Below are 24,141 nucleotides of genomic sequence, written 5' to 3'. Positions count from 1 at the left end.
GCCGTTCGCGATAACCGTTCGATAGCCTTGAGCTATCGGGGGACCCCGAAACCGGGCGGGGCGAGCGGTGACCATGGTGGCGGATCGGTTGCGCACGCGTCGCCAGGGAATCGAGTTTCGGCGAGAGGATGCAGATTTGTCGCAGCGGAGGGGCACATCGGCGTCGGCGCGTCCGACCGGGGCAGGCGACCGGTCCTACGGTCCGCTGCGCTCGATCGCGGCGGCCGCCGCCGTGATCGTGCTGGTGCTCACCGGTTTCGCCTGGCACAGTGTCGACGCGCTGGTCGCCAACATCGAGCGCATCGGCGATCTCGGACTCGGCGGCAGCCGGGACGGCGCGGTGGACATCCTGCTGGTGGGTGTGGACAGCCGCACCGACGCGCACGGCAACCCGCTGTCGGACGCCGAGCGCGCCATGCTGCACGCGGGCGACGAGGTCGGCACCAATACCGACACCATCGTGCTGCTGCGCGTGCCCAACGACGGGCGGTCGGCGACGGCGATCTCGGTTCCGCGCGATTCCTACGTCAGCATTCCCGGCCTCGGCATGGGCAAGATCAACTCGGCCTACGGCGCCACCAAGGCGACCCAGCTGCAGAAGCTGGCCGAGCAGGGGGTTTCCCAGACGGACGCGGAGCGGCAGTCCACCCAGGCGGGCAGGCAGGCGCTGATCAAGACGGTGGCCACCCTCACCGGCATCACCGTCGACCACTACGCCGAGGTGAGCCTGCTCGGCTTCGCGCTGCTCACCGACGCCGTCGGCGGGGTCGAGGTGTGCCTGAAGAACCCGGTCGACGAATGGATGTCCGGCGCCCGTTTCCCCGCGGGACGTCAGCGCCTGGACGGGCCGAGGGCGCTGAGTTTCGTGCGTCAGCGCCATGATCTGGAGCGCGGCGACATCGACCGCATCGTGCGCCAGCAGGTGTTCATGGCACAGCTGGTGCGGCAGGTGCTCAGCGCGAAGACGCTGGCCAATCCGGTCAAGCTCCAGCAACTCAGCGACGCCGTCGGGCGGACGATCGTGCTGGACGAGGACTGGGACGTGCTGGCGTTCCTGCAGCGGTTGAAGGATCTGACCGGCGGCCAGGTGAAGTTCGAGACCATTCCGGTCGCCGATCTCAACGGGGAGACCAGCAGCGGCGAATCCGTGGTCAAGGTCGATCCCAAGGCGGTCAAGTCCTATATCGCCTCGCTGGTCGGCGACGGTCCGGCCCCACGCAACGCCGAGCCGGGCTTCGATCCGGCCACGGTGACGGTCAGCGTGTACAACGCGGGTGGCATCGGCGGGCTGGCGGCCGAGGTCGCGCAGGCGCTGAGCGCCAAGGGATTTCGTCAAGGCACGGTGTCCAACTACAGCGGCAGCCGCGTCACCAGCAGCCGGGTGCTCGCGGCGGACACCGCGAGCCCGAAGGCTCAGGCGGTGGCCAAGGCGCTCGGTGGGCTGACGGTGCTCGCGGATCCGGCCCTGTCGCCGGATTCGGTGAGCGTCGTGCTGGCGAGCGACTATTCTGGTCCGGGCTCATCGGCGAGCCGGGTGTTCGATCTGTCCGGTACGTCGTCCGCCGCCACACCAGTCCCACCCGCTCCACCGATCGACGCAGGCCAGAACGGACCGAAATGCGTGAACTGAAACATGCGTGACATCGACCAGGTACACACCCTCACCGAAGCGGTACTCGATCCGATCCTCGCCCGCGAACCGGCGGGCCCGCGAGTCACCTATTACGACGACGCCACCGGAGCGCGCATCGAGCTGTCCGGCGCGACATTGGCGAACTGGGCGGCCAAGACCGCCAATCTGATTCGCGACGAGTTCGGCCTCAGCCCGGGCGCCAGGGTCGCCGTTCTGCTCCCGGCGCACTGGCAGACCGCCGCCGTGCTGCTGGGCTGCTGGTGGGCGGGCACCGAGGTGGTGCTGCAACCGGACCAGGACGCCGATCTGGCACTGGTGACCCCGGATCGCCTGGACGAGGCAGACGGTGCGGGCGAGGTCGCGGCGCTGTCGCTGGACGCCATGGGCGCCCCGGTGCGCGACCTGCCGGTGGGCGTCACCGATTTCGCCACCTCGGTGCGCGTGCACGGCGACCAGTTCCTGCCCCGCGGCGCCGGTGTCGCGCTGGACGGCATGCCGGTCGCCGAGGTGCTGGCGGAGGCAAGGAAGTCGGCGGTACTGCAGGGCTTCGCGGAGGGTGACCGGGTGCTGTCCAGCACGCCATGGGACACCCCGGCCGAACTGATCGACGGATATCTCGCGGTGCTCGCCGCGGGCGCTTCGCTGGTACAGGTGGTCAATCCGGATCCGGCGGCGCGGGAGCGGCGCATCGCGTCCGAACGGGTGACCGCGCAGCGCGGGTGAGCGGCGATCCGATCGCGATCGGCGCCCGGTAGCGGCTCCTACCACGGTATGGGCGCGGCATCCGACCTGAGGACGTTTTACAAGTCGGCGGCGTTCCGTACGGTGGAGTCATCGCACAACGACGGGGTTGGACAATGAAGCCACATTATTGGTTCCGCTGGTTGTCGGTGCAGGGCGCGCCTCGTCTCGCCCTGCGGCTGCAGGCCCGCCGCGGCGACCCGTTCGCCGAACTGATGGGCGGACCCGCCGGCTTCGACGACCCCTACCCGCTGATCGAGCGGTTGCGCGGGCAGGGGCCGCTGCTGCGCACCCCGATCGCGTGGGCGACCTTCGATCACGAGCTGTGCCGTTCCATCCTGCGCGACAACCGTTTCGGCGTGCGTACCACGGAGAGCTTCAACATCCCCAAGCCCCTGCAGAAGCTGGCCGAGCGCTTCCCGCTGCCGCCGAATCCGGTCGAGCCGCCGTCGATGCTGGTGATCGATCCGCCGGAGCACACGGCGATGCGCAAACCGGTCGCCTCGGCGTTCACCCCGCGCGCGATCCGCAGGCTGCGCGACCGCGTCGAGACGGTCACCGAAGAACTGCTGGACGCGCTGCCCGCGTACGGTACGGCGGATCTGATCGGTTCCTTCGCCTCCCAGGTGCCGATCGCGATCATCTCCGAGATGCTCGGCTTCCCCGACGAGGACAAGACCAGGTTCCTCGACTGGGGTGATCAGATGACGCCGTTGCTGGACGTCGGCATCCCGTGGCGCGCCCACCGCAAGGCGCTGCTGGCCATGGAGGTGATGAACGACTACCTCGACCAGCACATCGAACGGTTGCGCCGCGCGCCGGGCGAGGACATCCTCAGCAGCCTGGTCACCGCGGGCGAGCTGGACTCCCACGCGCTCAAGGCCACCGCGAGCCTGCTGATGGGCGCGGGCTTCGAGACGACGGTCAACCTGATCGGCAACGGTGTCGCACAACTGCTGGCCCATCCCGATCAACTGGAGCGGCTGCGCGAAGAACCGGAGCTGTGGCCCAATGCGGTCGAGGAGATCCTGCGCTTCGACTCACCGGTGCAGACCACGGCGCGCACCGCGCTGACCGACGTGGAGATCGACGGTATCCGGGTGCGCGCGGGCAACACCGTGGTGCTGTCGCTGGCGGGCGCCAATCGCGACCCGGCGGTCTTCGCCGATCCCGGGCGGTTCGACATCGGACGCGACAACGCCAAGGAGCACCTGTCGTTCAGCAGCGGCGTGCACGTCTGCCTCGGGGCCAGCCTGGCCAGGATGGAGGGCGTCTACGCGCTGCAAGCCCTGTTCGAGCGGTTCCCCGACCTGCGCCTGGATGGTCCGCCGAAGCGGCGCGCGCTGTTCACCCTGCACGGCTACGAACTGATGCCGGTGCGGCTCGGTCAGCGCGCGCCCGCGCCGGAACCGGTCTGATCAGCCGGGCGTGGTCTTCCAGACGTAGCGGGTCTTCGGGCGTCCCGCCCTGCCGTAGTCCGAGCGGCGCACGACCAACCCGTCGTCGGCCAGCTTCTCCAGGTAGCGCCAGGCTGTAATGCGCGACACCCCGATCGAGGTCGCGGTGTCGGCGGCGGTGACGCCCTCGCCCTCGGCAGCGCGCACCGTGCGGGAGATCTCGTCGAGAGTCTGCGGCGCGACGCCCTTCGGGGTGGCGGCGCGCTGGTCCGGGGTGCGCAGCGCGCTCAACGCCCGGTCGATGTCGTGCTGGGAGATGGCGCTCTCGCCGGCCGGAAGCGCGGTGCGGAACTCGCGATAGCGATCCAGCTTGTCGCGGAACGCGGCGAAGGTGAACGGCTTCAGCAGGTACAGCACGACGCCGTGCGACACGGCGGTGCGCACCAAGGCCAGGTCCCGCGCGGAGGTGATGGCGATGACGTCCGGGCGCGGCGCCAAGCCGGTCAGCGCGGCCGCGACGTCGAGCCCGCTGGCGTCCGGCAGGCCGATGTCCATCAGCACCAGATCGATCGGCGTGCCCTCGGCCGCGGCGTCGGCGGCGGCGCGCATCGCCTCGCGTCCGGTATGGGCGACACCGACGGGGGTGAATCCGGCGATGCGCTCCACATAGGCGCGGTGCGCCTCGGCGATCAGCGGCTCGTCCTCGACGATCAGCACACGGATCATCGCGCTTCCTTTCGTGGAATCGTCACGGTCACCGCGCTTTCGGGATCCCGTTGGGTGCGGATGCTTCCCCCGTGGCGGGCCACCAGCCGGTGGACCAGCGCGAGACCGAGCCCGTGGTGGTCGGCTTTGGTCGAATAGCCGCGCTGGGACGCGCGCGCGAACATCTCCGCCGACATGCCGGGGCCGCTGTCGGCGATCCGGATGTGGAGCGACTCGTTCGCGACGTCCGCCCGCTGGTGGCGCAGGGTGACTTCCACCCAGCCCGACGCGTTGCCCGCCGCGGCATCGATCGCGTTGTCGACGAGATTGCCGACCAGCGTGACGGTTTCGTGCGGCGACAGCGGATCCACCGAGTCCAGGGCGGTGTCGTCGGTGATCGTCAGCTCGATGCCGCGTTCGGCCGCCTGGTTCACCTTGCCGAGCAGCAGAGCGGCCAGCGCGGGAGCACCCACCGCGGCGAACAGCCGATCGATCAGCGACTGGGACAGCTCGAGTTCCGCGGTGGCGAACTCGACGGCCTCCCGGTGGTGGCCCAGCTCCACCATGGTGACCACGGTGTGCAGCCGGTTCGCGGACTCGTGTGCCTGCGCCTGCAACGACGCCGCGAAACTGCGCACGGAGTCGAGTTCGCCCATCACCGCCTGCAATTCGGTGTGGTCGCGAATGGTCATCACCGTGCCGATCGGCCTGCCCTCCCACGAGACGGTGTCCTGGTTGACCAGCAGGATCCGGTCGGTGGTCACGTGCATCTCGTCGCGGACGGTGCCCCAGCTCATCCGCTGCAGCGACAGTGGAAGGTCGCTGCGCCGGACGTCGCCCGCGGGCAGGTCGAGCAGGCGGCGCGCCTCGTCGTTGACCACCTCGGCGTCCTCCCCGGACGGCCCGAACACCACCAGACCCTCGTGCACCGAGTGCAGGACGGCGTCGTGGTGCTCGTACATCGCGCGCAGCTCGTCGGGCGCCAGGCCGTGCGTCTGCCGCCGCAGCCTGCGGCTGAGCAGGAACGATCCGCCGGCGGCCAGCACGAGCCCGGCACCCGCGACGCCGAGGATCACCGAGAGCTGGGTGGCGACCTGTTCGCCGATCTTCGCGCGGGTGACGCCCGCGGAGACCAGGGCCACGATCCGCCCGTCGTCGTAGACCGGAGTCACCGCCCGGATGGAGGGGCCGAGGGTGCCGGTGAAGGTCTCGGTGAAAGTCTCACCCGCCAGCGCGCGATCGATGGTGCCGCTGAACGGCAGCCCGATCATGGCCGGGTTGGGGTGCGTGTAGCGCGTCCGGTCCGGCGCCATGACCACGATGAAGTCCATGCCGGTCTCGCGGCGGATCTCCTCGGTGACCGGCTGCAACAGCGCCGTCGGATCGGCCGCGCCGATCGCCGCCACGGTGGAGGGCGCGTCGGCGACACTCACCGCGACGTCGGTGACCTCGCGGGTGGTGGTGACGTCGCTGTCGTGCCTGGCGTCCAGCACGGCGAGCACCACGCCGATCGCGATCATCACCGCGAGCACGACCAACTGGAAGACGAATGCCTGACCGGCGAGGGAGAGCCGACCGCGTCTCACAAGCTCTTCCTCCGCTGAACGTAATGCACCAAACAGTGACCAGGATCACCCAGCCGACCATCATTCTGCCTGGCGAGCGTCAGCCACCTCGCTTCGGTACCTCTCGAAGGGAAATCCTCGCTATGAGCGACTCGGCTCGAACGCGGCACGACCGCACCCATTGGCTCTATCTGGCCGTCATCGTCGCGGTGGTCGCGGGCGTCGTCGTCGGCTGGCTGGCCCCCGGCGTCGCGCAGTCGTTCGCTCCGCTGGGGACCATCTTCGTCAACCTCATCAAGATGATGATCGCTCCGGTCATCTTCTGCACGATCGTGCTCGGGATCGGCTCGGTGCGCGCCGCGGCCACCGTCGGCAAGGTCGGCGGTCTGGCCATCGGCTACTTCCTGATCATGTCGACCATCGCGCTCGGGATCGGTCTCGTCGTCGGCAATCTGCTGCAACCCGGCACCGGACTGAATATCGCCAAGTCGACCAAAGCCGGTCACGACCTGGCCGGCACCGCGCACAGCGCGGGCGGCACCTGGGAATTCGTCCAGAACATCGTCCCGTCCACGCTGCTGTCCTCGCTGACCACCGGCAATGTCCTGCAGGCGCTGTTCGTCGCGCTGCTGGTCGGTTTCGCCGTGCAGGCCATGGGCACGGCGGGCGAGCCGATCGTGCGCGGCGTGGCGCTGCTGCAGAAACTCGTGTTCCGGATCCTGGTGATGATCCTGTGGCTGGCGCCGATCGGCGCGTTCGGCGCGATCGCGAACGTGGTCGGCAAGACGGGCCTGGACGCGGTGGTGAAGCTGGGCACGCTGATGGTCGCGTTCTACCTCACCTGCCTGGTTTTCGTCTTCGGTGTGCTCGGCGTGCTGCTGTGGAGCGTCTCGCGGGTGTCGATCTTCAAGCTGGTCCGCTACCTCGCTCGGGAGTACCTGCTGATCGTCGCGACCTCGTCGTCGGAATCGGCGCTGCCACGGCTGATCGCGAAGATGGACCACATGGGCGTGCAGCGCTCGACCGTGGGCGTCGTCGTGCCGACCGGGTATTCGTTCAACCTGGACGGCACCGCCATCTACCTGACCATGGCGTCGCTGTTCATCGCCGAGGCGATGGGCAAGCCGCTGTCCATCGGCGAGCAACTCGGGCTGCTGCTGTTCATGATCATCGCCTCCAAGGGCGCCGCGGGCGTCACCGGCGCGGGTCTGGCCACACTGGCGGGCGGATTGCAGAGCCATCGGCCCGAACTCCTCGACGGCGTCGGCCTGATCGTCGGCATCGACCGCTTCATGTCGGAGGCGCGGGCGCTGACCAACTTCTCCGGCAACGCGGTCGCCACGGTGCTGATCGGCACCTGGACCAAGACCGTCGACGTGGACCGGGTGCGCGAAGTGCTCGATCGCAAGATGCCTTTCGACGAGCGGACCATGGTCGACGACGACCACGGGACGCCGGGGGCGCCGCTCACGCAAGAGGCCGAGACCATCGATCTGGTCAAGGTTTAGGGCGCGGCCGGGCGAAGTCCGTCCGCGGCGCAGCGCCGGGCCGGGTGACAGCAGCCCGGCGTACCACGAAGGGCTCGCGGGATCTGCGGGCCCTTCGTGGCGTCCGGGTCAGGCCGCCCACTTCTCCGGGTGCAGGTGGTGCTGGGTGAGCGCGTTGGCGTGGCCGTGCCCGAATCCGTGCTCGGTCTTCAGCCATTCGACGAGGTCCTTGTGCGAGGTCAGGCCGGTGTCGCGCATGGCGGCCTTCCACTCCTCGACGGCGCGGCCGTACTTGGCCTCGATGGAGGGGAAGTAGGACGCGGGGCCGTGCGGCTTGGTCGCCATGGTCGATCTCCTTGCTCGTCGTGCGTTCGATGGTGATGACGGAGCGAACTCCCGAAAGTCGTCGGCGGTCCGGTGAGAGTGATCCGGATCGCTGCGAGGCGAGTTCCGTGGCGACGCGGGCGCGGTCGAGAGATCCGCCGCACCGCAGCCTCGTCAGGCGGTCACGGCGACCGACGCAGTCGTGCGGCCCTTGCCGAGGCTGTGCTCGCGGATCAAGAGCGCACCGGTCAGCGCGACCAGGGCGGCGGTCAGGCCGTGGATGCCGAAAGCCGCGGCGGCCGAACCGTGCCAGCTGAGCACGGTGAGCATGTCGCCGATCGGCACGAGCGCGACGACCAAGGTCACGATGCCGAGCGCGTACCGCTGCCGCAGGCCGAGCAGGACCAGGATCAACACACCGAAGACGGTGTCCCGCACGCCTTTGAGGTTCATGAACGCCGCCGCGTCACCGTCGGGCCAGGCGGGAAGGCCGAAGCCGGGAGCGATGGTGTCGGGCGCGAACAGGTAGCTGATCCCGATGTAGAGGATGAACGCGGCGCCGATCAGGGACTGGACGGTGGCGATGCGGGAGAAGGTCATGGTGGCACTCCTACTGTTAAGTTCCGCTCCGATATCTAGCGACGCTAGATCTGATAGTGAGAGCTTAATAGAGCTTCGATAGATTGTCTAGCGGCGCTAGAATTTGGGCATGAGCGCTCAGACGCGCAAGGAACGCGAGCGGGCCGAACGCAGCGCATCATCGAGACCGCACACGAACTCGCCGAAGCCCATGGCTGCGAGGCGGTGACCGTGCACGGCCTCGCCGAGCGGATCGAAGACAGCCAACCCGTGCTCTACAGCCACTTCGCGGGAAAGTCGGCGGGCGCGGAACAGGGCTTCGCCGAGCTCGGCGAGTCGGCGGCGCGGTGGTGGTGTCGGCGAGCAAGTCGAAGGCCGGTCGGCCGGTAGCGTGGGGGCATGGCTGATGTGGTTGTGGTCGGCTCGGGACCGAACGGGCTCGCCGCCGCGGTGATTCTGGCCAGAGCGGGGCTCGCCGTGGAGGTCTACGAGGCCGAGCCGACGGCCGGGGGCGGATCCCGCACGGCCGAGCTGACCCTGCCGGGTTATCGGCACGACGTGTGCGCGGGCGCGCATCCGATGGCGGCGGCGTCCCCGGTGTTCCGCGCGTTCGACCTGACCGCGCACGGCGTCGACCTGCTCGCGCCGGAGGTCTCCTACGCGCATCCGCTCGACGGCGGCGTGGCCGGACTGGCCTGGCGGGACCTGGAACGGACGGTCGATGACCTCGGTCCGGACGGTCCGGCCTGGCGCAAGCTGTTCGCACCGCTGGTGCGGCACTGGCCGGACGTGGTCGACATCGCGATGTCGGATCTGCGGCGCGTCCCGTCCGGGCTCGCGACCGCGATCCGTTTCGGCCTGCGCACGCTGGAACAGGGCTCGCCGCTGTGGAACGTCAGGTTCCGCGAACAGGTCGCACCCGCCCTGCTGACCGGCATCGCCACCCACGCGATCATTCCGCCGCGGGCCGTCACGGCCGCGGGCGCGGCATTGCTGCTCGGCACACTGGCCCATGTCGGGGGCTGGGTGATTCCGCGCGGCGGCAGTCAGGCGATTCCCGATGCCCTCATCGCCGAACTCGAACGCCTCGGCGGCCGGGTGCACACCGGGCACCGGGTCGACTCGTTGGATGAATTCGCCGATGCCCGCGCCGTTCTGCTCGACCTCGCCCCTGCCGAACTGCTGCGGATCGCCGAGCACCGGTTGCCCGCCCGATACGCGAAGCGGCTGCGGCGTTTCCGCTACGGTGGCGCGGCCTGCAAGATCGACTTCGCGCTCTCCGGTCCGGTGCCGTGGCAAGCCGAGGGCTGTGCGCTGGCCGGAACGGTGCACGTGATCGGCACTCGCGCCGAGGCCATGGCCGCCGAGCATGCCGTGGCCATGGGGCGACACGCCGAGCGGCCCTATGTGCTGACTATCCAGCCCGGCGTGGTCGACTCCACCCGCGCACCCGCGGGCGGCCACACCTATTACACCTACGCCCACGTCCCCAACGGCTCCACCCGCGATGTCAGCGAGGAAGTGATCGCCCAGGTCGAGCGATTCGCGCCGGGATTCCGCGATCTGATCGTGGCCAAGAATGTGATCACCGCCGCTGAAATGCCCTCGCACAACGCCAACTACATCGGCGGCGACATCTCCGCTGGAGCGATGACCCTGCGCCAGTTCGCGTTCCGCCCCACCCCGCGCTGGAACCCTTACGCCACACCGATCCCCGGTGTCTACCTGTGCTCGTCCGCCACCCCACCGGGCCCCGGGGTGCACGGCATGAGCGGATTGCATGCCGCGCGCCACGCTCTGCGCGATCGCTTCGATATCCGCACCGATCCGCTCGACCTCTTGCGTACCCCCGCTACCCAGCACCGCTGAGAACCATCCGGCCGGGATCCTCCCGGCACGGACCCTGGCGCCGTGCGAGGGAACTGCTCCGGTCCGCGAGGACCTATCCCTTGGCGGGTTCGGTGCGGTACAGATCGGGTTCGAGGTAGATGACGCGTGCCGCGGGGACCGCCGCGCGGACGCGGGCCTCGGCGTCGTCGATGGCGTTCGCGATCGCCGCGACGTCCAGGCCGGGGACCACGCCGACCTTCGCCGCCACGAGCAGTTCCTCCGGGCCGAGGTATTGGGTCTTGAGGTGGATCACCCGATCGATGCGGGTGTCGTCCACCAGGTTCGCGCGGATCTTCCCGTTCTCCTCCGGTGTGGCGCCCTCACCGATCAGCAGGCTCTGCATCTCCACGATCAGCACGACGGCGATGACGCCGAGCAGCCCGCCGATGGCCAGCGTGCCGACCCCGTCCCAGATCGGGTCGTGGGTGATCATGGTCAGGCCGACGCCCGAGAGCGCCAGGATCAGGCCGACCAGCGCGCCGGTGTCCTCCAGCAGAACCACCGGAAGTTCCGGGCTGCGCGAATTACGGATGAACTGCCACCAGCCGGCCTCACCCTTCAGCGGCGCGGACTCGCGCACGGCAGTGGTGAAGCTGTAGACCTCCAAGGCGATCGCGATCACCAGGATGACGATCGCCACGATCGGCGAAGTCAGCTCTTCCGGATGCTGGATCTTGTGGATGCCCTCGTAGATGGCGTAACCCGACCCGAGGGTGAACAGCACCAGCGCCACGATGAACGAATAGAAGTACCGGTTGCGCGCGTACCCGAACGGGTGCAGCTCGGTCGCTTCCTTGGCGGCGCGCCGCTGCCCCAGCAGGAGCAGTCCCTGGTTGCCCGTGTCGGCTACGGAGTGCACGGCCTCGGCGAGCATCGACCCCGAGCCGGTGATCGCCGCACCGACGAACTTCGCCGCGGCGATCCCCGCGTTCGCAGTCAACGCCGCGACGATCGCCTTCTTGCCACCACCAGCAGACATGGAAGCATGTCCTCTCTGTTCTCCGGGATACCCGCGACCAGACTAGGGCACCGGTGATCCGGCGTTCCGGATCGGTCAGCCGCTCCCGCCGACGCACGCGCAGAACAGCTGGACGGCGCCGTCCAGCGCCTGTGCGCGAATATCGGTGTCGGCGGCGGAGATCCAGGCGGCCCCGCCCCGGGTGAGCTCCAGTGCGGAGCCGTTCTGGAACAGGCGCACCCGTCCCGCCGTGCACAGCACGATGCCCGGCCCCGCCGCGGTCAGCGGCACCCGCGCGGCCCCGGCGACCAGGTCGAAGCGGCGCAGCGCGAACTCGGGCGCGGGGGTGCGGTAGCGCACCGACCCGTCGCCCGCGGGTTCCGGCAGCACGACCGGCAGGCCGATCGGCTCGAAGTCCAATACGCGCAACAATTCCGGCACGTCGACGTGTTTGGGGGTGAGACCGCCGCGCAGCACGTTGTCGGAGTTGGCCATGATCTCCACGCCGAGCCCGCGCAGGTAGGCGTGCAGATTCCCGGCCGCGAGGAACAATCCCTGGCCCGGCTCCAACGTCACCCGGTTCAGCAGCAGCGCCGCCAGTACACCCGCGTCGCCCGGGTATGCCTCGGCGAGTTCGAGCGTGGTGCGCGCCTCGGCGGTGAATTCCCGCGCGCCTTTGCCGGACAGATATCGCACGCAGCCGTCCAGCACCGCGGGCAGCAACGTGGCGAGCACGTGCTGCGGCAGCGTGATCCAGGTGGTGAACAGTGTGCGCAAGCCCGCGGAATCCGGCTGCGCGGCAAGCAGTTCGCAGTAGGAGTGCAAGCTGTCCACCGCCAGCGCGCGCAGTAACGCGACCGTGCGGTGCGGCTCGCGGAAACCGGCCAGCGCCTCGAACCGGTCCAGCGCGACGACCAGTTCGGGCTTGTGATTATCGTCGCGGTAGTTGCGCAGCGGCGAATCCAACGGCACCTTCGCCCGGTTCTCCCGGTCGAAGCCGGCCCGTGCCTGTTCCGTGCTCGGGTGCGCCTGCAGCGACAGCGGCTCCTCGGCGGCCAGTACCTTGAGCAGGAACGGCAGCTTCGCGTCGAATTCCGCCGCGGCGGAGCCCAGCTCCCGGTCCGGGTCGGCCGCGACCAGCTCCAGCAGCGAAGTGGTGCGGTCACCGATCTTCACGTACGCCGGGTCGGCGGGGTGGGCGCCGAACCACAACTCGGCCTCTGGATGCGCCGACGGCACCGGCCTGCCGCACAGCTGAGCGAGCGCGGTGCGCGAGCCCCAGGCATACGAGCGCAGCGCACCAACGAGTTCGTGCACTAGTAGCTTCCCCCGTACTGCCCCTGGCTGTCGGCCGAGGCGGTGCGCGAGCCGATCAGCCGCAGGTAGGCGGCGGCCATCTCCAGTCGCAGCGCGAGCACCGCGAGCTGTTCGAGTTCGGTGCCCTCGGCAGGCGCGGACTCCTCGGCGCGGGCCTGCGTGGGAGCCGCGGGGTCGGTCATCTCGGTGTGCAGCAGGTCGACGTCGGCGTTCACCAGATCGGCGTCGACCAGGTTCGATCCGTCGCCGCCGAACACCGCGAGGCGGCGGCGCGCGGCCGCGCGATCGCGATCGGCGCTGAGCACGAACACCCGGATGCGCTCCACCGGCGCGGGGCCGTCGAGCTCCTCGTCGTGGAACAGCGGATCGAAGTCGGGCGCGGATCCGCCTGCCGCCTCGGACATCCTGGTCCGCGCCGCCACGGCCTCGGCCAGGTCCACCGCGGTGGCCACTTTGCCCGCGGACTGCAGCAGCACCTCGGCGCCGTGCTCGGCCAGCTCGGCGGCGGCGGGCGAATCACCCGCGAGCACGATGCCCCGCTGCTGCATGCGCGCGGCCAGCGTCTTGGCGGGATTGCGGAAGACCTCGTTGTGCGGGCTGTCGCGCAGCGCCTCCGCGTCCAGCACGTCGGCCAGTTCGGTGAGGTCGGGGACGGCGGCGCCGGTGCGCTGCGGGTCGACCGCGCGCAGCACCGCGATTCCGGCGGCCAGGAAGCGCAACAGGCGGTTGTGCCCGAGCACCGGTACCCGCGGCTCCAGCACGGCGGCGCGTCCGGCCGCGGCGGCGCGCAGCGGCCCCTCGTGCGGCGCGGCGACGACCACCTCCGCACCGCGGCGCAGCGCCCGGTCGACGGCGTCGATCAGGCGCGGATCGCCCGCGTCGTCGCCGGAGACCAGGACGACGTCCAGCGGCCCCACCCATGGCGGAAGGGCGGCGGCGGGCACGACGGGTAGGCCCGCACGGTCGCCGAGCGCGGCGACGAGCAGTCCGGCGGCACGCGCGGCACGTCCGGAACCGGAGACGAATACCACGCTGCGTGGGCGCAGATCGGCCAATCGGGCCAGCGCGTCCTCACCGACGGCCGCCGCGGTAGCACGTACCTGGGCGCCGCCGGATGCGGCCGAGCGAAGGGCGCCGCCTGCGTCGGCGGCCTCGAGTGAAGCGGCATCGTCGAGGTCGAGCACCGGTGTTCCAGCGATCATCGGGCGTCCCACCTCCCCTCATCGCGCTGTGTCTTTTCCGCCCCCGCGCCCACCCGGTCCAGCTGCCACACCGAGACCGAGTCGGGCGACTCCAAGGCCTGTGATTCCACTATTCCAGTCAGGAGCGCACGATGCTCAGGATCTCGGTCACGAGTGCGTCTACTTCCTCCGCCGATCGGGCCTCGACGTTCAGCCGGAGCAACGGCTCGGTGTTCGACGCGCGCAAGTTGAACCAGGCGTTGTCGGCCAACTGCACGGTCACCCCGTCCAGCCGGTCCACCGAGTGCGCGCGGTCCGCGAAGGCCTCCACCACGGCCAACGTCCGCGCCTCGGCGTCGGCCACGGTGGAATTGATCTCGCCGGAGGCCGCGTAGCCGGCGTAGGAAGCCATCAGCTCCGACACCGGCCGGTCCTTCTCGCCGAGCGCGGCCAGCACGTGCAGCGCCGCGAGCATGCCGGAGTCGGCGCCCCAGAAGTCGCGGAAGTAGTAGTGCGCGGAGTGCTCGCCGCCGAACACCGCTCCGGTGGCGGCCATCTCCTGCTTGATGAACGAGTGCCCGACCCGGGTGCGCACCGGCGTTCCGCCCAGTTCGTGCACGAGTTCGGGCACCGCGCGGGAGGTGATCAGGTTGTGGATGATCACCGCGCCGGGCTCCTTGGCCAGCTCGCGCTCGGCGACCAGTGCGGTGATCGCCGAGGGCGACACCGGGTCGCCGTTCTCGTCGACCACGAAACAGCGGTCGGCATCGCCGTCGAAGGCCAAGCCGATGTCCGCGCCGGATTCGCGGACCAGCTTCTGCAGGTCCACCAGGTTCGCCGGGTCGAGCGGGTTCGCCTCGTGGTTCGGGAAGCTGCCGTCCAGCTCGAAGTACAGCGGCACGATCGTCACCTGGGGCAGCGTGCCCAGCACCGCGGGGACCGTGTGGCCGCCCATGCCGTTGCCCGCGTCCACCGCGATCGTGAGGGGGCGGATGTCGTCGAGATCGACCAGGCCGCGCAGGAACTGCGCGTATTCGGTGAGCAGATCCAGTTCCGTCGCGCTGCCGCGCTCGCCGGTGTACTCGGGCACACCTTCGATCAGCTGGCCCTTGATGGTGGCCAGACCGGTGTCCTGCCCGACCGGAAGGGCCTTGGCGCGGCACAGCTTGATGCCGTTGTAGCGGGCCGGGTTGTGGCTGGCGGTGAACATGGCGCCCGGGCAGTCCAGGTGGCCGGAGGCGAAGTACAGCTGGTCGGTCGAGGCCAAGCCGATGTGCACCACGTCGAGGCCCTGGCCGAGCACGCCGTCGGCGAAGGCCGCCGACAGAGCGGGCGAGGAGTCCCGCATGTCGTGTCCGATGACGATCCGGGTCGCGTTCTCGGCGCGCATCAGCCGGGCGAAGGAGGCGCCGACGTCCCTGACGAATTCCGCGTCGATCTGATCACCGACCACACCGCGAACGTCGTAGGCCTTGATCACCGCGTTCACGAATTCGGCAGAGCGGGCGACTGTCATGCCCACCACCCTAGTGGTTGCGCCGAGTCGGTCCGACACCGTCCTCGTCTGTTCAGGACGGCGGGTCGGGCAGGACGCGCAGATGGCCGCGGCGGCCGGTTCGCGTGGTCCGCGGCGGCGGGGGAGCGTAGTCGCGATAGCCACGCTGCTCGTGCTCCGGCGGGCGGCGGCGCAACCCGGCCTCCCGCACCGCCTCGGCGAGCGCGGTCAGATCGTCGTCATCGGGTGTGCTGGAGGAGAATCCACCTTCGTGGCGAACCAGCTCCCAGCCCTTCGGAGCGGTGATTCGTGAGCCGTGCGTTTCGCAGAGATCCCAGGAGTGCGGTTCGGCGACCGTCGCTAGTGGTCCGACCACTGCCGTCGAGTCCGAGTACACATAGGTGAGCGTCGCGACGGCCGGATTCTTGCAGCCTGGACGGCAGCAACGACGCATGGGAATCACGCCGATGAGAGTAACCCCCCTGGCGCGTCGATGGGGACAGACACGCTTGAAGAATCTCGGTTCGCGCGTCGCGAAACGAGGGCAGCACGAGATGCCGCCGGGCGCGCTTCGCGTCCGGCGGTGTTCTGGACGACGTTCCCCCGGCTCGGACAACGGAGTCCGGCCCGACCGGACCCGGGAGGGCGCGCGGCGCGAGCGGTTCGTCGCGTAGCGGGAGGTTCCGGGGTACCCAGCGGGTCGCCGGCCTACACGTGCCTCGCCGGCGCTTGCCCCGCAACACCATTCGAGGGCCACCGCCGCGTGGATGGGTGCGACTCACTCGGCTTCCGGATCGATCACGTCCGGGTCGACGCCGAGATAGGTCGCCACCTGCTGGACCAGCACCTCGCGCAGCAGGTCCACCAGGTCGTCGGGGTCGCTGGCGCGCAGCTCGAGCGGCTTGCGGAACAGCACCACGCGCGCCCTGGTCGCCGCGCCGTGCCGGTCGACCCCGGCCGGGATGAGCCGGGAGAGGGGAACCGGGCCGTCGGCGACCACCTCGTCCGGCCAGGTGACCGAATCGGGATGCAGCGGACGGATTTTCGGAACGTCGTCGACCGCGATGTCGAGCTTGGTGAGCCGGTCGTGCCAGCGGGTGTCCAACGGGGCGAACGCCTCCAGCACCAGCCGGTCGAATTTCTGGCCGCGGGTCCGCCAGGCGGGCACCGTGGGGGGCAGCATCGGCCCGCGCACTCCGCGGCCACGGCGGATAACCGACCGCGCGGTCGGCGGTCGACGCTTACGGGAACGTGCCATGACACAAAATCTAGGCCAGCTGGCTCCGGTCGCCCGCATCGAGGCGGTGGAGATTCGTCCGGTCGTGTCGCGCGTGCCCGGAGCGCCCTGATCGGACGGGCGGCTCCGGGCCCCGCGGATGTCTGTCAGCCGATGCCGCGCTTGAGGCGGCGGCGCTCCCGCTCGGAGAGCCCGCCCCAGATGCCGAAGCGCTCATCGTGCGCGAGCGCGTATTCCAGGCACTCGTCGCGCACCTCGCAGCCCATGCAGATCCGTTTGGCCTCACGAGTCGAGCCGCCCTTCTCGGGGAAGAACGCCTCCGGATCGGTCTGCGCGCACAGGGCGCGCTCTTGCCACTGCTCTTCGATGGATTCGAACATCTCGTCGAAGCCGGTCACGACCAGGCTGAGCCGGGGCGCCGTGACTCCGTCACCCCCCTCTTGGTCCTTCCAGCCGCCGTTGTCTGCGCAGACGCCACGTGCTGCGCCTGCTGTGGAATCGGTCGGCGAGACCATCTCGTTGGCCACGCTCCGCCTCCTCACTGTGTGTTAGCGCAGAATGATTCTTTCCGTCGGACCAACACGCGCACCGACGGCCATACCCCGCGACGTTGTCCCGCGGACGTCCCCGAGCTTGTCATACCCATGCGAACATCTGTTCGAAAAGCGGCTCGCGCGTGGAACTCTCGCGCGACCCCGGAATGACATGACTGTGATTAGACACGCCGGACGCGTCGATGGTCAAGCCGCCGTCGCTATTCCGTTACTATCCGCAGCCGCATTCCGATCCCAACTTGTGATCTGCAATAGCAAATAAACAGCAAATTTGCCGCGAATGGGAGTCGCCACGCCAGCGCATAGGCTGTGCGGATGTGACTGGACAACAAGCGGACGTCACGCCCGCGAACGGACCCCGGATCGCCGTGCTGGTCGGCGGCGTCGGTGGGGCGCGTTTCCTGCAGGGCGTCCGGGAACTGCTGCCCGAGGCGGAGGTCTCCGCGATCGTGAACGTCGGCGACGACGTCTGGATGCACGGGCTCCGGATCTGTCCCGACCTCGACACCTGCATGTATACCCTCGGCGGCGGCATCGACACCGAGCGGGGCTGGGGTCGCGTCGGCGAAACCTGGCACGCCAAAGAGGAGCTCGCGAAGTATCACGCCCAGCCGGACTGGTTCGGCTTGGGGGACCGCGATATCGCCACGCATCTGATCCGGACCGAAATGTTGCGCGCCGGATACCGGCTCTCCGCGGTCACGGAAGCGCTCTGCAACCGGTGGCAGCCCGGCGTGAAACTGATCCCGGCAACCGACGATCGCTGCGAAACGCATGTCGTCGTGACCGATCCGGACAAGCCTGGCGAACGGCGCGCGATCCATTTTCAAGAGTGGTGGGTTCGCTACCGCGCGAACATCGACACCCATGGATTCGCCACAATTGGCGCCGATGAAGCCAAACCTGCCCCAAATGTGATCGATATCATAGAATCCGCCGACGTGGTCCTTCTCGCGCCGTCGAACCCCGTTGTGAGCATCGGCGCCATCCTCGCCGTGCCCGGTATCCGCGGCGCCCTGCGCACCACCCGGGCCAAGGTGATCGGCGTGTCCGGCGTGATCGACGGCAAGCCCCTGCGGGGTATGGCCGACGAATGCCTGTCGGTGATCGGTGTGGAGACCACGGCCGAGGCGATCGGCCGGTATTACGGCGCCCGCTCGGCCACCGGCATCCTGGACGGCTGGCTGATCCACAGCACCGACACCGCCGACGTGCCCGGCGTCGAGGTGCGTAGCGTGCCCTTGTTGATGACCGACCCGCCCACCACCGCCGAAATGGTGCGTCAGGCGCTGGATCTCGCTGGAGTCGCCCCGTGACCACACCGACCGATCACGCGGCCGGAGAGCTGCGCATCCTGCCCATCACCGGGCTGCCCGAATTCCGGCCCGGCGACGACCTCGCCGAGCACATCGCCCGCTGTGCGCCCTGGCTGGCCGACGGTGACGTGCTCGTGGTCACCAGCAAGATCGTCGCCAAGGTCGAGGGTCGCATCGTGGAAGCGCCGCTGGACCCGGAGGAACGCGACGCCGCCCGACGCAGGCTCATCGACCAAGAGGCTGTGCGGGTGCTCGCCCGCAAGGGCCGCACCTTGATCACCGAGAACAAGCTCGGCATCGTGCAGGCGGCCTCCGGCGTGGACGGCTCGAACGTCGAACAGGGCGAACTTGTGCTGTTGCCCACCGACCCGGACGCCAGCGCCAAGGCGCTGCGTGCCGCGCTCGCCGAACGACTGGGTGTGACGGTGGCGGTGGTCGTCACCGACACGATGGGCCGCGCCTGGCGCAACGGCCAGACCGACGCGGCCATCGGCGCCGCGGGCCTGCGGGTACTGCACGACTACGCGGGCGCGGTAGACGGACAGGGCAACGAATTGTTCGTCACTCAGGTGGCCGTGGCGGACGAGCTTGCCGCCGCCGCCGACCTGGTCAAGGGCAAACTCGGCGGTGTCCCGGTCGCGGTGGTGCGCGGCCTGCCGATCATCGACGACGGTTCCTGCGCCGCCGATCTGCTGCGCGGCGGCACCGAGGACCTGTTCTGGCTGGGCACCGCGGAGGCGATCGAGCGCGGTCGCAAGGAGGCGATCCTCCTGCGCCGCTCGATCCGCCAGTTCGCCGACACACCGGTGGACCCGGAACGCATCCGCGCGGCGGTGTCGGTCGCGCTGACCGCGCCCGCGCCACACCACACCCGCCCGGTGCGATTCGTCTGGCTGCGCGAGCCGCAGTTGCGTACTCGACTGCTCGAGGCGATGGCGCGGCAGTGGCGCGCCGATCTGACCGCCGACGGACTCGACCCGGAGCGGGTCGAGCGCCGGATCGCGCGCGGGAGCATCCTGTTCGACGCCCCCGAGGTGATCATCCCGTTCTGCGTGCCGGACGGCGCACACGACTATCCGGACGAGCGCAGGCGGGCCAACGAGCGCACCATGTTCACCGTCGCGGTGGGCGCCGCGGTGCAGGGGCTGCTGGTCGCCTTGGCCACCGAGGGAATCGGCAGCTGCTGGATCGGGTCGACGATCTTCGCCCCGGAGGTCACCCGTGCGGTCCTCGGCCTGGACGAGGACTGGAGTCCGCTGGGCGCCATCGCCATCGGTCATCCGCTCGAGGAGCTGACCCCACGGCAGGCGCCGGGTGCGGGCTCGGGACTGGTCGAGCTGTGACGCGCCTCGATTACGCGGCGCGCGAGGGGCGCCGGTGAGCGCGGAGTCGCTGCACGCTTCGGCCACCGAGTTGCTCGAAACATGGCGTCCGGACGTCGAATCGGACCGCTCGCTGCGCGAGGCGATGTTGGCCTTCCTCGGCTCTGCTCCGCGCGGGTGCCTGCGCGAGCACGCGCCGGGCCACATCACCGCCTCCGCGGTGGTCTTCTCCCACGACGGACGCGAGGTGCTGCTCACCCTGCATCCGCGGGTCGGACGCTGGATCCAGCTCGGCGGTCACTGCGAGGAGCGCGACGACACGGTCGCGGGCGCCGCGCTGCGCGAAGCCATCGAGGAATCGGGCATCGCGGACCTGCGGCTGCACCCGGGACTCTACGGCGCCCAGGCGCACCCCATCACCTGCTCGCTCGGCGTGCCGACCAGGCACCTGGACCTCTTGTTCCGCCTCACCGCTCCCGCGGGCGCCGTCCCGGTGCGCAGCCACGAATCCACCGATCTGCGCTGGTGGCCGGTGGACGCGCTGCCCGCGGACGCCGACGTTCTGCTGCGTTGAACTAGCCCCTCTTCGAGGCCCCGGTCGGACGCACATCCGGCCGGGGCCTTTCTCATGCACGCGTTGGTTTACAAATTGTCCGATTTGTATAGACAAGCGACAAATGTGCCTCTATCGTCCATATGTGAGGTAATGCACGTCACAGTAAACGTGCCGTTCGGAATGGAGACAACGATGTCGACGCACGCCGACATGTCCGCGCAGCCGGTCGAGGTACCGGCCTGGCGCGACCGCAAGCGCTATATGTGGCTCTGGGGATTGTTCGCCCCGACCGGCCTGTTCGTCATCGGTCTGCCGCTGATCTTGGCCTTGAACGAGCTCGGCTGGCACCGCCTCGCGCAGGTGCCGTTCTGGCTCGGGCCGATCCTGATCTACGTGCTGATCCCGATCGCGGACGTCTTCTTCGGCCCGGACGGCGACAACCCGCCCGACGAGGTGATGGAGTACCTGGAGAACGACCGGTACTACCGCTACCTGACCTATCTGTACCTGCCGTTCCAGTACGCCACGCTGCTCATGGCGGCCTACCTGATCACCGCCGACGACGTGAGCTGGCTCGGCATCGACGGCGGGCTGCACGTGGTGGACAAGATCGGCCTGGCGATCACCGTCGGCATGATCGGCGGCATCGGCATCAACACCGCACACGAGCTCGGCCACAAGAAGGTGGACCTGGAGCGCTGGCTGTCCCGCATCGCGCTGGCCCAGTCGTGCTACGGGCACTTCTACATCGAGCACAACCGCGGCCACCATGTGCGCGTCGCGACGCCCGAGGACCCGGCGAGTTCCCGGGTGGGCGAGACCTTCTGGGCGTTCTGGCCGCGCACCGTATGGGGCAGCCTGAAGTCGTCCTGGCAGTTGGAGAAGGCGCGGCTGGATCGGCTCGGCAAGAAGCCGTGGAGCCTGCGCAACGAAGTGCTCAGCGCCTGGCTGATGTCGGCGGTGCTGTTCGCGGCGCTGGTCGCGGTGTTCGGCATCGAACTGCTGCCCTACCTGATCCTGCAGGCCGTGGTCGGCTTCAGCCTGCTGGAGGCGGTCAACTATCTGGAGCACTACGGCCTGGTGCGGCAGCGCACGGCGAGCGGCCGGTACGAGCGGCCCGCCCCGGTGCACAGCTGGAACAGCGACCACATCGTCACCAACATCTTCCTGTACCACCTGCAGCGGCACAGCGATCATCACGCCTACCCGACCCGGCGCTACCAGACCTTGCGCAGCTGGGACGGCGCGCCGAACCTGCCCAGCGGCTACGCCAGCATGATCCTGCTCGCCTACTTCCCGCCGCTGTGGCGGCGCGTCATGGACAAGCGGGTGCTCGCGCACTACGACGGCGACATCACCCGCGCCAACATCGATCCGGGCAAGCGGGGGAAGGTGCTGGCGCGCTACGGCTCCGCCGCCACCGAGACGGGCGGAAAGGACACAGTGTGAGCGCGTATCGCTGTCCCGTCTGCGACTACGTCTTCGACGAAGCGAAAGGCGCGCCGCACGAAGGCTTTCCGCCGGGCACCGCGTGGGAGATGGTGCCGGACGACTGGTGCTGCCCGGACTGCGGCGTACGGGAGAAGATCGACTTCGAGCCGACAGGGGCCACGAAATGAACGAGTACAAGCTCTATCAGTGCATCCAGTGCGGCTTCGAATACGACGAAGCCGAGGGCTGGCCGGAGGACGGCATCGCGCCGGGAACCCGCTGGGACGACATCCCCGACGACTGGACCTGCCCGGACTGCGGGGCCGCCAAGGCGGACTTCTACATGGTCGAAATCGAACGGTCGTGAGATTTTGACTGCGGCAGGCGCCCGTGACAGTGTCGCGGGTATGCCGCGCAACGGAACCAGAGTTCCTTACCAGGAGGCCGCGCGGGACCTGCTGCGGACGTCGGTTCTGGACGCGATGCGCGAGCTGCTCACCGAGCGGGATTGGTCCAAGATCACCCTCGGCGACGTCGCGGCCAGGGCCGGCGTGAGCAGGCAGACGCTGTACAACGAGTTCGGCTCGCGCAGCGGACTCACCCAGGCATACGCCCTGCGCCTGGCCGACTTCCTGGTCGACCATGTCGACGCGGCGATCAACGGCAACGTGGGCGACGTCCGCGCCGCGTTCCGGGACGGCATGGCCAACTTCTTCTTCGACGCGGCGTCCGACCCGCTGGTGCAGTCGCTGATCGCCGGCGAGGTGAAGCTGGATCTGCTGCGCCTGATCACCCTCGACGCCGGGCCGTTGCTCGAGCATGCGACCGAGCGGCTGTCGCGCGCCTTCCAGTACAGCTGGGTGGCGTCGACGGCGGCCGAATCGGACCTCATCGCGCACGCACTGGTGCGAATCGCCCTCAGCTACATCCCCACTCCGCCCGGTCCGGGGCGGGACGCGCCCGCGGAATTGAGTGCGCTGTTGAGTCCCTACGTCGAAGCGATCCTCGCCGCGCGGGTGCAGAGCTGAGCCCGAGCGGGCAACCGGCTCGCGACTCGGCGCATATGCAGCACATTGAAAACAGACTGCACGGCCTGTAATAGCGATCACGTTTCAACCGACGGCATAGGTGTAACAGACACCAAGTCAACAAGTATTCTCAGGCGACGGTGTTCGGGTCTTCTTCGAGTGGAGCAAAAGTGCAAACGGTTGGCAAACCGGTGGGATCGCCCGATCCCAAACGCCATCTGTGGGTTCTCGGCTTGCTCGCGCCGTCGTCCGCATTGCTGCCGTCGCAACTGGTGCTGCACACCGGCGCCGAGGTCTTCTGGTGGATCGGCCCGATCATCGTGCTGATCGTCATCCCGGCGCTGGACTGGGCGATCGGCGTGGACGGCAGCAATCCGCGGGACGAGGACTACGAGTTGCTGTCCAACGACCGGTATTACCGGTGGTGCACCTACCTGATGCTCCCGGTGCAGCTGATCGGCCTGGTGATCGCGTGCTACATGTGGTCCGGTGACGACCTGAGCGTGATCGACAAGCTCGGGTTGGCCGCCACCCTCGGATTCGTCAGCGGCATCGGCATCAACGCCGCCCACGAACTCGGGCACCGGGTCGAAAGCATGGAACGCTGGCTGGCCAAGATCGCGCTCGCGCAGTCCGGTTACGGGCACTTCTTCGTCGAGCACAATCGCGGCCACCATGTGCGGGTGGCGACCCCGGAGGATCCGGCCAGCGGCCGGCTGGGGGAGTCGCTGTGGGAGTTCTTGCCCCGCAGCGTGTCCGGGAGCTTCCGCTCCGCACTCGCGCTCGAGCACGAGCGGCTCGCGCGCAAGGGGAAGGGCTGGTGGAGCCTGGACAACCACATCCTGCAGGCATGGTCGATGACGCTCGTGCTGTTCGGCGCGCTGATCGCGGCGTTCGGCTACCAGGTGCTGCCCTGGCTGCTGCTGCAGGCGGTCATCGGTATCGGCCTGCTGGAGACGGTGAACTACGTCGAGCACTACGGACTGCTGCGGGCGCGCCGCCCGAACGGCATGTACGCCCGCTGCTCGCCGCGGGACAGCTGGAACAGCGACCACCTGGTCACCAACATCTTCCTGTTCCACCTGCAGCGGCACAGCGACCACCACGCCAATCCGGGGCGTCGCTACCAGACACTGCGCACCTCGCAGCAGGCTCCGCAGCTGCCCGCGGGGTACGCCGCCATGATCGTGCTGGCCGCCATCCCGCCGCTGTGGCGGTGGGTGATGGACGACCGCGTCCTCGCCCATTACGGCGGCGACATCACACTGGCGAACATCCAGCCGCGCAAGCGGCGCCGCATCCTGGCGGCCCGCGGGGTCGTCGCGTAAGCGCCGCCGCCGGGGCGAGTCCGACGCCGGTCCGCGCGAGCAGGACAGGCGCGTCGACCACGCCGGGCCGTGAGCGACTAGCCTTGCCTCGGTACTT

The 24,141-nt window shown here is 69.2% G+C and carries 26 protein-coding genes; 14 read left to right on the top strand and 12 right to left on the bottom strand.

The genetic code is table 11. The annotated features are described in order from the left end of the window. Window positions 1-73 precede the first annotated feature (73 nt). The 3 genes from ON19_RS23515 to ON19_RS23505 all read left to right on the top strand — a co-directional run bounded on the left by ON19_RS23515 (window position 74) and on the right by ON19_RS23505 (window position 3,792). Window positions 74-1,630, top strand: a complete 1,557-nt coding sequence (locus tag ON19_RS23515; RefSeq protein ID WP_083899578.1) for an LCP family protein — start codon at window positions 74-76, stop codon at window positions 1,628-1,630. A 3-nt stretch (window positions 1,631-1,633) separates the two neighbouring features. Continuing rightward, a complete protein-coding gene (locus tag ON19_RS23510; RefSeq protein ID WP_043696944.1) occupies window positions 1,634-2,356 on the top strand; it encodes a TIGR03089 family protein in 723 nt (240 codons plus the stop codon). A gap of 134 nt (window positions 2,357-2,490) precedes the next feature. Next, window positions 2,491-3,792 (top strand): cytochrome P450, encoded by a 1,302-nt coding sequence (locus tag ON19_RS23505; protein ID WP_043696940.1) that lies wholly within the window; start codon window positions 2,491-2,493, stop codon window positions 3,790-3,792. Here the strand turns inward: ON19_RS23505 and ON19_RS23500 are convergent, their stop codons facing one another. Then, window positions 3,793-4,497: a response regulator gene (locus ON19_RS23500; RefSeq protein ID WP_043696937.1), complete on the bottom strand. Its 705-nt coding sequence runs from the start codon at window positions 4,495-4,497 to the stop codon at window positions 3,793-3,795. Then, window positions 4,494-6,062, bottom strand: coding sequence for a sensor histidine kinase (locus tag ON19_RS23495; protein WP_043696931.1), 1,569 nt, complete (start codon window positions 6,060-6,062; stop codon window positions 4,494-4,496). Before ON19_RS23495 ends, ON19_RS23500 begins: the two co-directional genes overlap by 4 nt. A gap of 122 nt (window positions 6,063-6,184) precedes the next feature. Between ON19_RS23495 and ON19_RS23490 the strand changes: the two genes are divergently transcribed. Beyond that, window positions 6,185-7,549 (top strand): cation:dicarboxylate symporter family transporter, encoded by a 1,365-nt coding sequence (locus ON19_RS23490; protein ID WP_051169220.1) that lies wholly within the window; start codon window positions 6,185-6,187, stop codon window positions 7,547-7,549. Between the two features lie 108 nt (window positions 7,550-7,657). Here the strand turns inward: ON19_RS23490 and ON19_RS23485 are convergent, their stop codons facing one another. The 3 genes from ON19_RS23485 to ON19_RS44545 all read right to left on the bottom strand — a co-directional run bounded on the left by ON19_RS23485 (window position 7,658) and on the right by ON19_RS44545 (window position 8,716). Next, window positions 7,658-7,873, bottom strand: coding sequence for a DUF4287 domain-containing protein (locus ON19_RS23485; RefSeq protein ID WP_043696928.1), 216 nt, complete (start codon window positions 7,871-7,873; stop codon window positions 7,658-7,660). Between the two features lie 153 nt (window positions 7,874-8,026). Beyond that, on the bottom strand, window positions 8,027-8,452 hold the full coding sequence (locus ON19_RS23480) for a DUF4267 domain-containing protein (RefSeq protein ID WP_043696920.1): 426 nt from the start codon (window positions 8,450-8,452) through the stop codon (window positions 8,027-8,029). Window positions 8,453-8,569: 117 nt separating this feature from the next. After that, window positions 8,570-8,716: a hypothetical protein gene (locus ON19_RS44545; RefSeq protein ID WP_306307058.1), complete on the bottom strand. Its 147-nt coding sequence runs from the start codon at window positions 8,714-8,716 to the stop codon at window positions 8,570-8,572. Here ON19_RS44545 and ON19_RS44745 point away from each other — a divergent pair. Further along, complete coding sequence (locus tag ON19_RS44745; RefSeq protein WP_342214798.1) at window positions 8,657-8,821, top strand: hypothetical protein; 165 nt, start codon at window positions 8,657-8,659, stop codon at window positions 8,819-8,821. The genes ON19_RS44545 and ON19_RS44745 overlap by 60 nt on opposite strands. Window positions 8,822-8,830: 9 nt before the next feature. Then, entirely contained in the window at window positions 8,831-10,300 is a 1,470-nt protein-coding gene (locus tag ON19_RS23475; RefSeq protein ID WP_043696913.1) for a phytoene desaturase family protein, read from the top strand. 73 nt (window positions 10,301-10,373) lie between these two features. Here the strand turns inward: ON19_RS23475 and ON19_RS23470 are convergent, their stop codons facing one another. The 7 genes from ON19_RS23470 to ON19_RS23440 form a co-directional block, all read right to left on the bottom strand. After that, on the bottom strand, window positions 10,374-11,300 hold the full coding sequence (locus tag ON19_RS23470; RefSeq protein ID WP_043696905.1) for a cation diffusion facilitator family transporter: 927 nt from the start codon (window positions 11,298-11,300) through the stop codon (window positions 10,374-10,376). Window positions 11,301-11,375: 75 nt separating this feature from the next. Continuing rightward, on the bottom strand, window positions 11,376-12,596 hold the full coding sequence (manA, locus tag ON19_RS23465; protein ID WP_043696902.1) for a mannose-6-phosphate isomerase, class I: 1,221 nt from the start codon (window positions 12,594-12,596) through the stop codon (window positions 11,376-11,378). Then, complete coding sequence (locus ON19_RS23460; RefSeq protein ID WP_043696897.1) at window positions 12,596-13,798, bottom strand: serine/threonine-protein kinase; 1,203 nt, start codon at window positions 13,796-13,798, stop codon at window positions 12,596-12,598. Before ON19_RS23460 ends, manA begins: the two co-directional genes overlap by 1 nt. Before the next feature lie 118 nt (window positions 13,799-13,916). Next, window positions 13,917-15,293 carry a phosphomannomutase/phosphoglucomutase gene (locus tag ON19_RS23455; RefSeq protein ID WP_043696894.1) on the bottom strand — a complete coding sequence of 459 codons (1,377 nt, stop codon included), beginning with the start codon at window positions 15,291-15,293 and terminating at the stop codon, window positions 13,917-13,919. A 52-nt stretch (window positions 15,294-15,345) separates the two neighbouring features. Continuing rightward, entirely contained in the window at window positions 15,346-15,726 is a 381-nt protein-coding gene (locus ON19_RS23450; protein ID WP_043697013.1) for a DUF3499 domain-containing protein, read from the bottom strand. Window positions 15,727-16,050: 324 nt separating this feature from the next. Beyond that, window positions 16,051-16,530, bottom strand: a complete 480-nt coding sequence (locus ON19_RS23445; protein ID WP_167477524.1) for a metallopeptidase family protein — start codon at window positions 16,528-16,530, stop codon at window positions 16,051-16,053. 125 nt (window positions 16,531-16,655) lie between these two features. Then, the gene (locus tag ON19_RS23440) at window positions 16,656-16,889 is read right to left on the bottom strand and encodes a WhiB family transcriptional regulator (protein WP_029901515.1); all 234 of its coding nucleotides are present in this window, start codon (window positions 16,887-16,889) and stop codon (window positions 16,656-16,658) included. A gap of 491 nt (window positions 16,890-17,380) precedes the next feature. On the opposite strand from ON19_RS23440, the gene cofD reads away from it, so the two are divergent. The 8 genes from cofD to ON19_RS23400 all read left to right on the top strand — a co-directional run bounded on the left by cofD (window position 17,381) and on the right by ON19_RS23400 (window position 24,044). After that, window positions 17,381-18,379, top strand: coding sequence for a 2-phospho-L-lactate transferase (gene cofD / locus ON19_RS23435; RefSeq protein ID WP_051169219.1), 999 nt, complete (start codon window positions 17,381-17,383; stop codon window positions 18,377-18,379). Beyond that, window positions 18,376-19,722: a coenzyme F420-0:L-glutamate ligase gene (locus ON19_RS23430; RefSeq protein WP_043696886.1), complete on the top strand. Its 1,347-nt coding sequence runs from the start codon at window positions 18,376-18,378 to the stop codon at window positions 19,720-19,722. The genes cofD and ON19_RS23430 overlap by 4 nt, the downstream gene beginning before the upstream one ends. 34 nt (window positions 19,723-19,756) lie before the next feature. Beyond that, a complete protein-coding gene (locus ON19_RS23425; RefSeq protein ID WP_043696882.1) occupies window positions 19,757-20,275 on the top strand; it encodes an NUDIX hydrolase in 519 nt (172 codons plus the stop codon). Window positions 20,276-20,449: 174 nt separating this feature from the next. Next, complete coding sequence (locus ON19_RS23420; RefSeq protein ID WP_043696879.1) at window positions 20,450-21,706, top strand: alkane 1-monooxygenase; 1,257 nt, start codon at window positions 20,450-20,452, stop codon at window positions 21,704-21,706. Then, the gene (locus ON19_RS23415; protein WP_043696876.1) at window positions 21,703-21,876 is read left to right on the top strand and encodes a rubredoxin; all 174 of its coding nucleotides are present in this window, start codon (window positions 21,703-21,705) and stop codon (window positions 21,874-21,876) included. Before ON19_RS23420 ends, ON19_RS23415 begins: the two co-directional genes overlap by 4 nt. Then, a complete protein-coding gene (locus tag ON19_RS23410) occupies window positions 21,873-22,055 on the top strand; it encodes a rubredoxin (RefSeq protein WP_043696873.1) in 183 nt (60 codons plus the stop codon). The genes ON19_RS23415 and ON19_RS23410 overlap by 4 nt, the downstream gene beginning before the upstream one ends. Window positions 22,056-22,095: 40 nt before the next feature. Then, a complete protein-coding gene (locus ON19_RS23405) occupies window positions 22,096-22,716 on the top strand; it encodes a TetR/AcrR family transcriptional regulator (RefSeq protein ID WP_051169218.1) in 621 nt (206 codons plus the stop codon). Between the two features lie 191 nt (window positions 22,717-22,907). Next, window positions 22,908-24,044, top strand: a complete 1,137-nt coding sequence (locus tag ON19_RS23400) for an alkane 1-monooxygenase (protein ID WP_227954636.1) — start codon at window positions 22,908-22,910, stop codon at window positions 24,042-24,044. Window positions 24,045-24,141: the final 97 nt, after the last annotated feature.

It is taken from the genome of Nocardia abscessus NBRC 100374 (assembly GCF_000308455.1).
GTDB classification, from domain to species: domain Bacteria; phylum Actinomycetota; class Actinomycetes; order Mycobacteriales; family Mycobacteriaceae; genus Nocardia; species Nocardia abscessus.
Note: the sequence above shows the minus strand (reverse complement) of the source record. Positions and strands in the feature narration are given on the sequence as shown.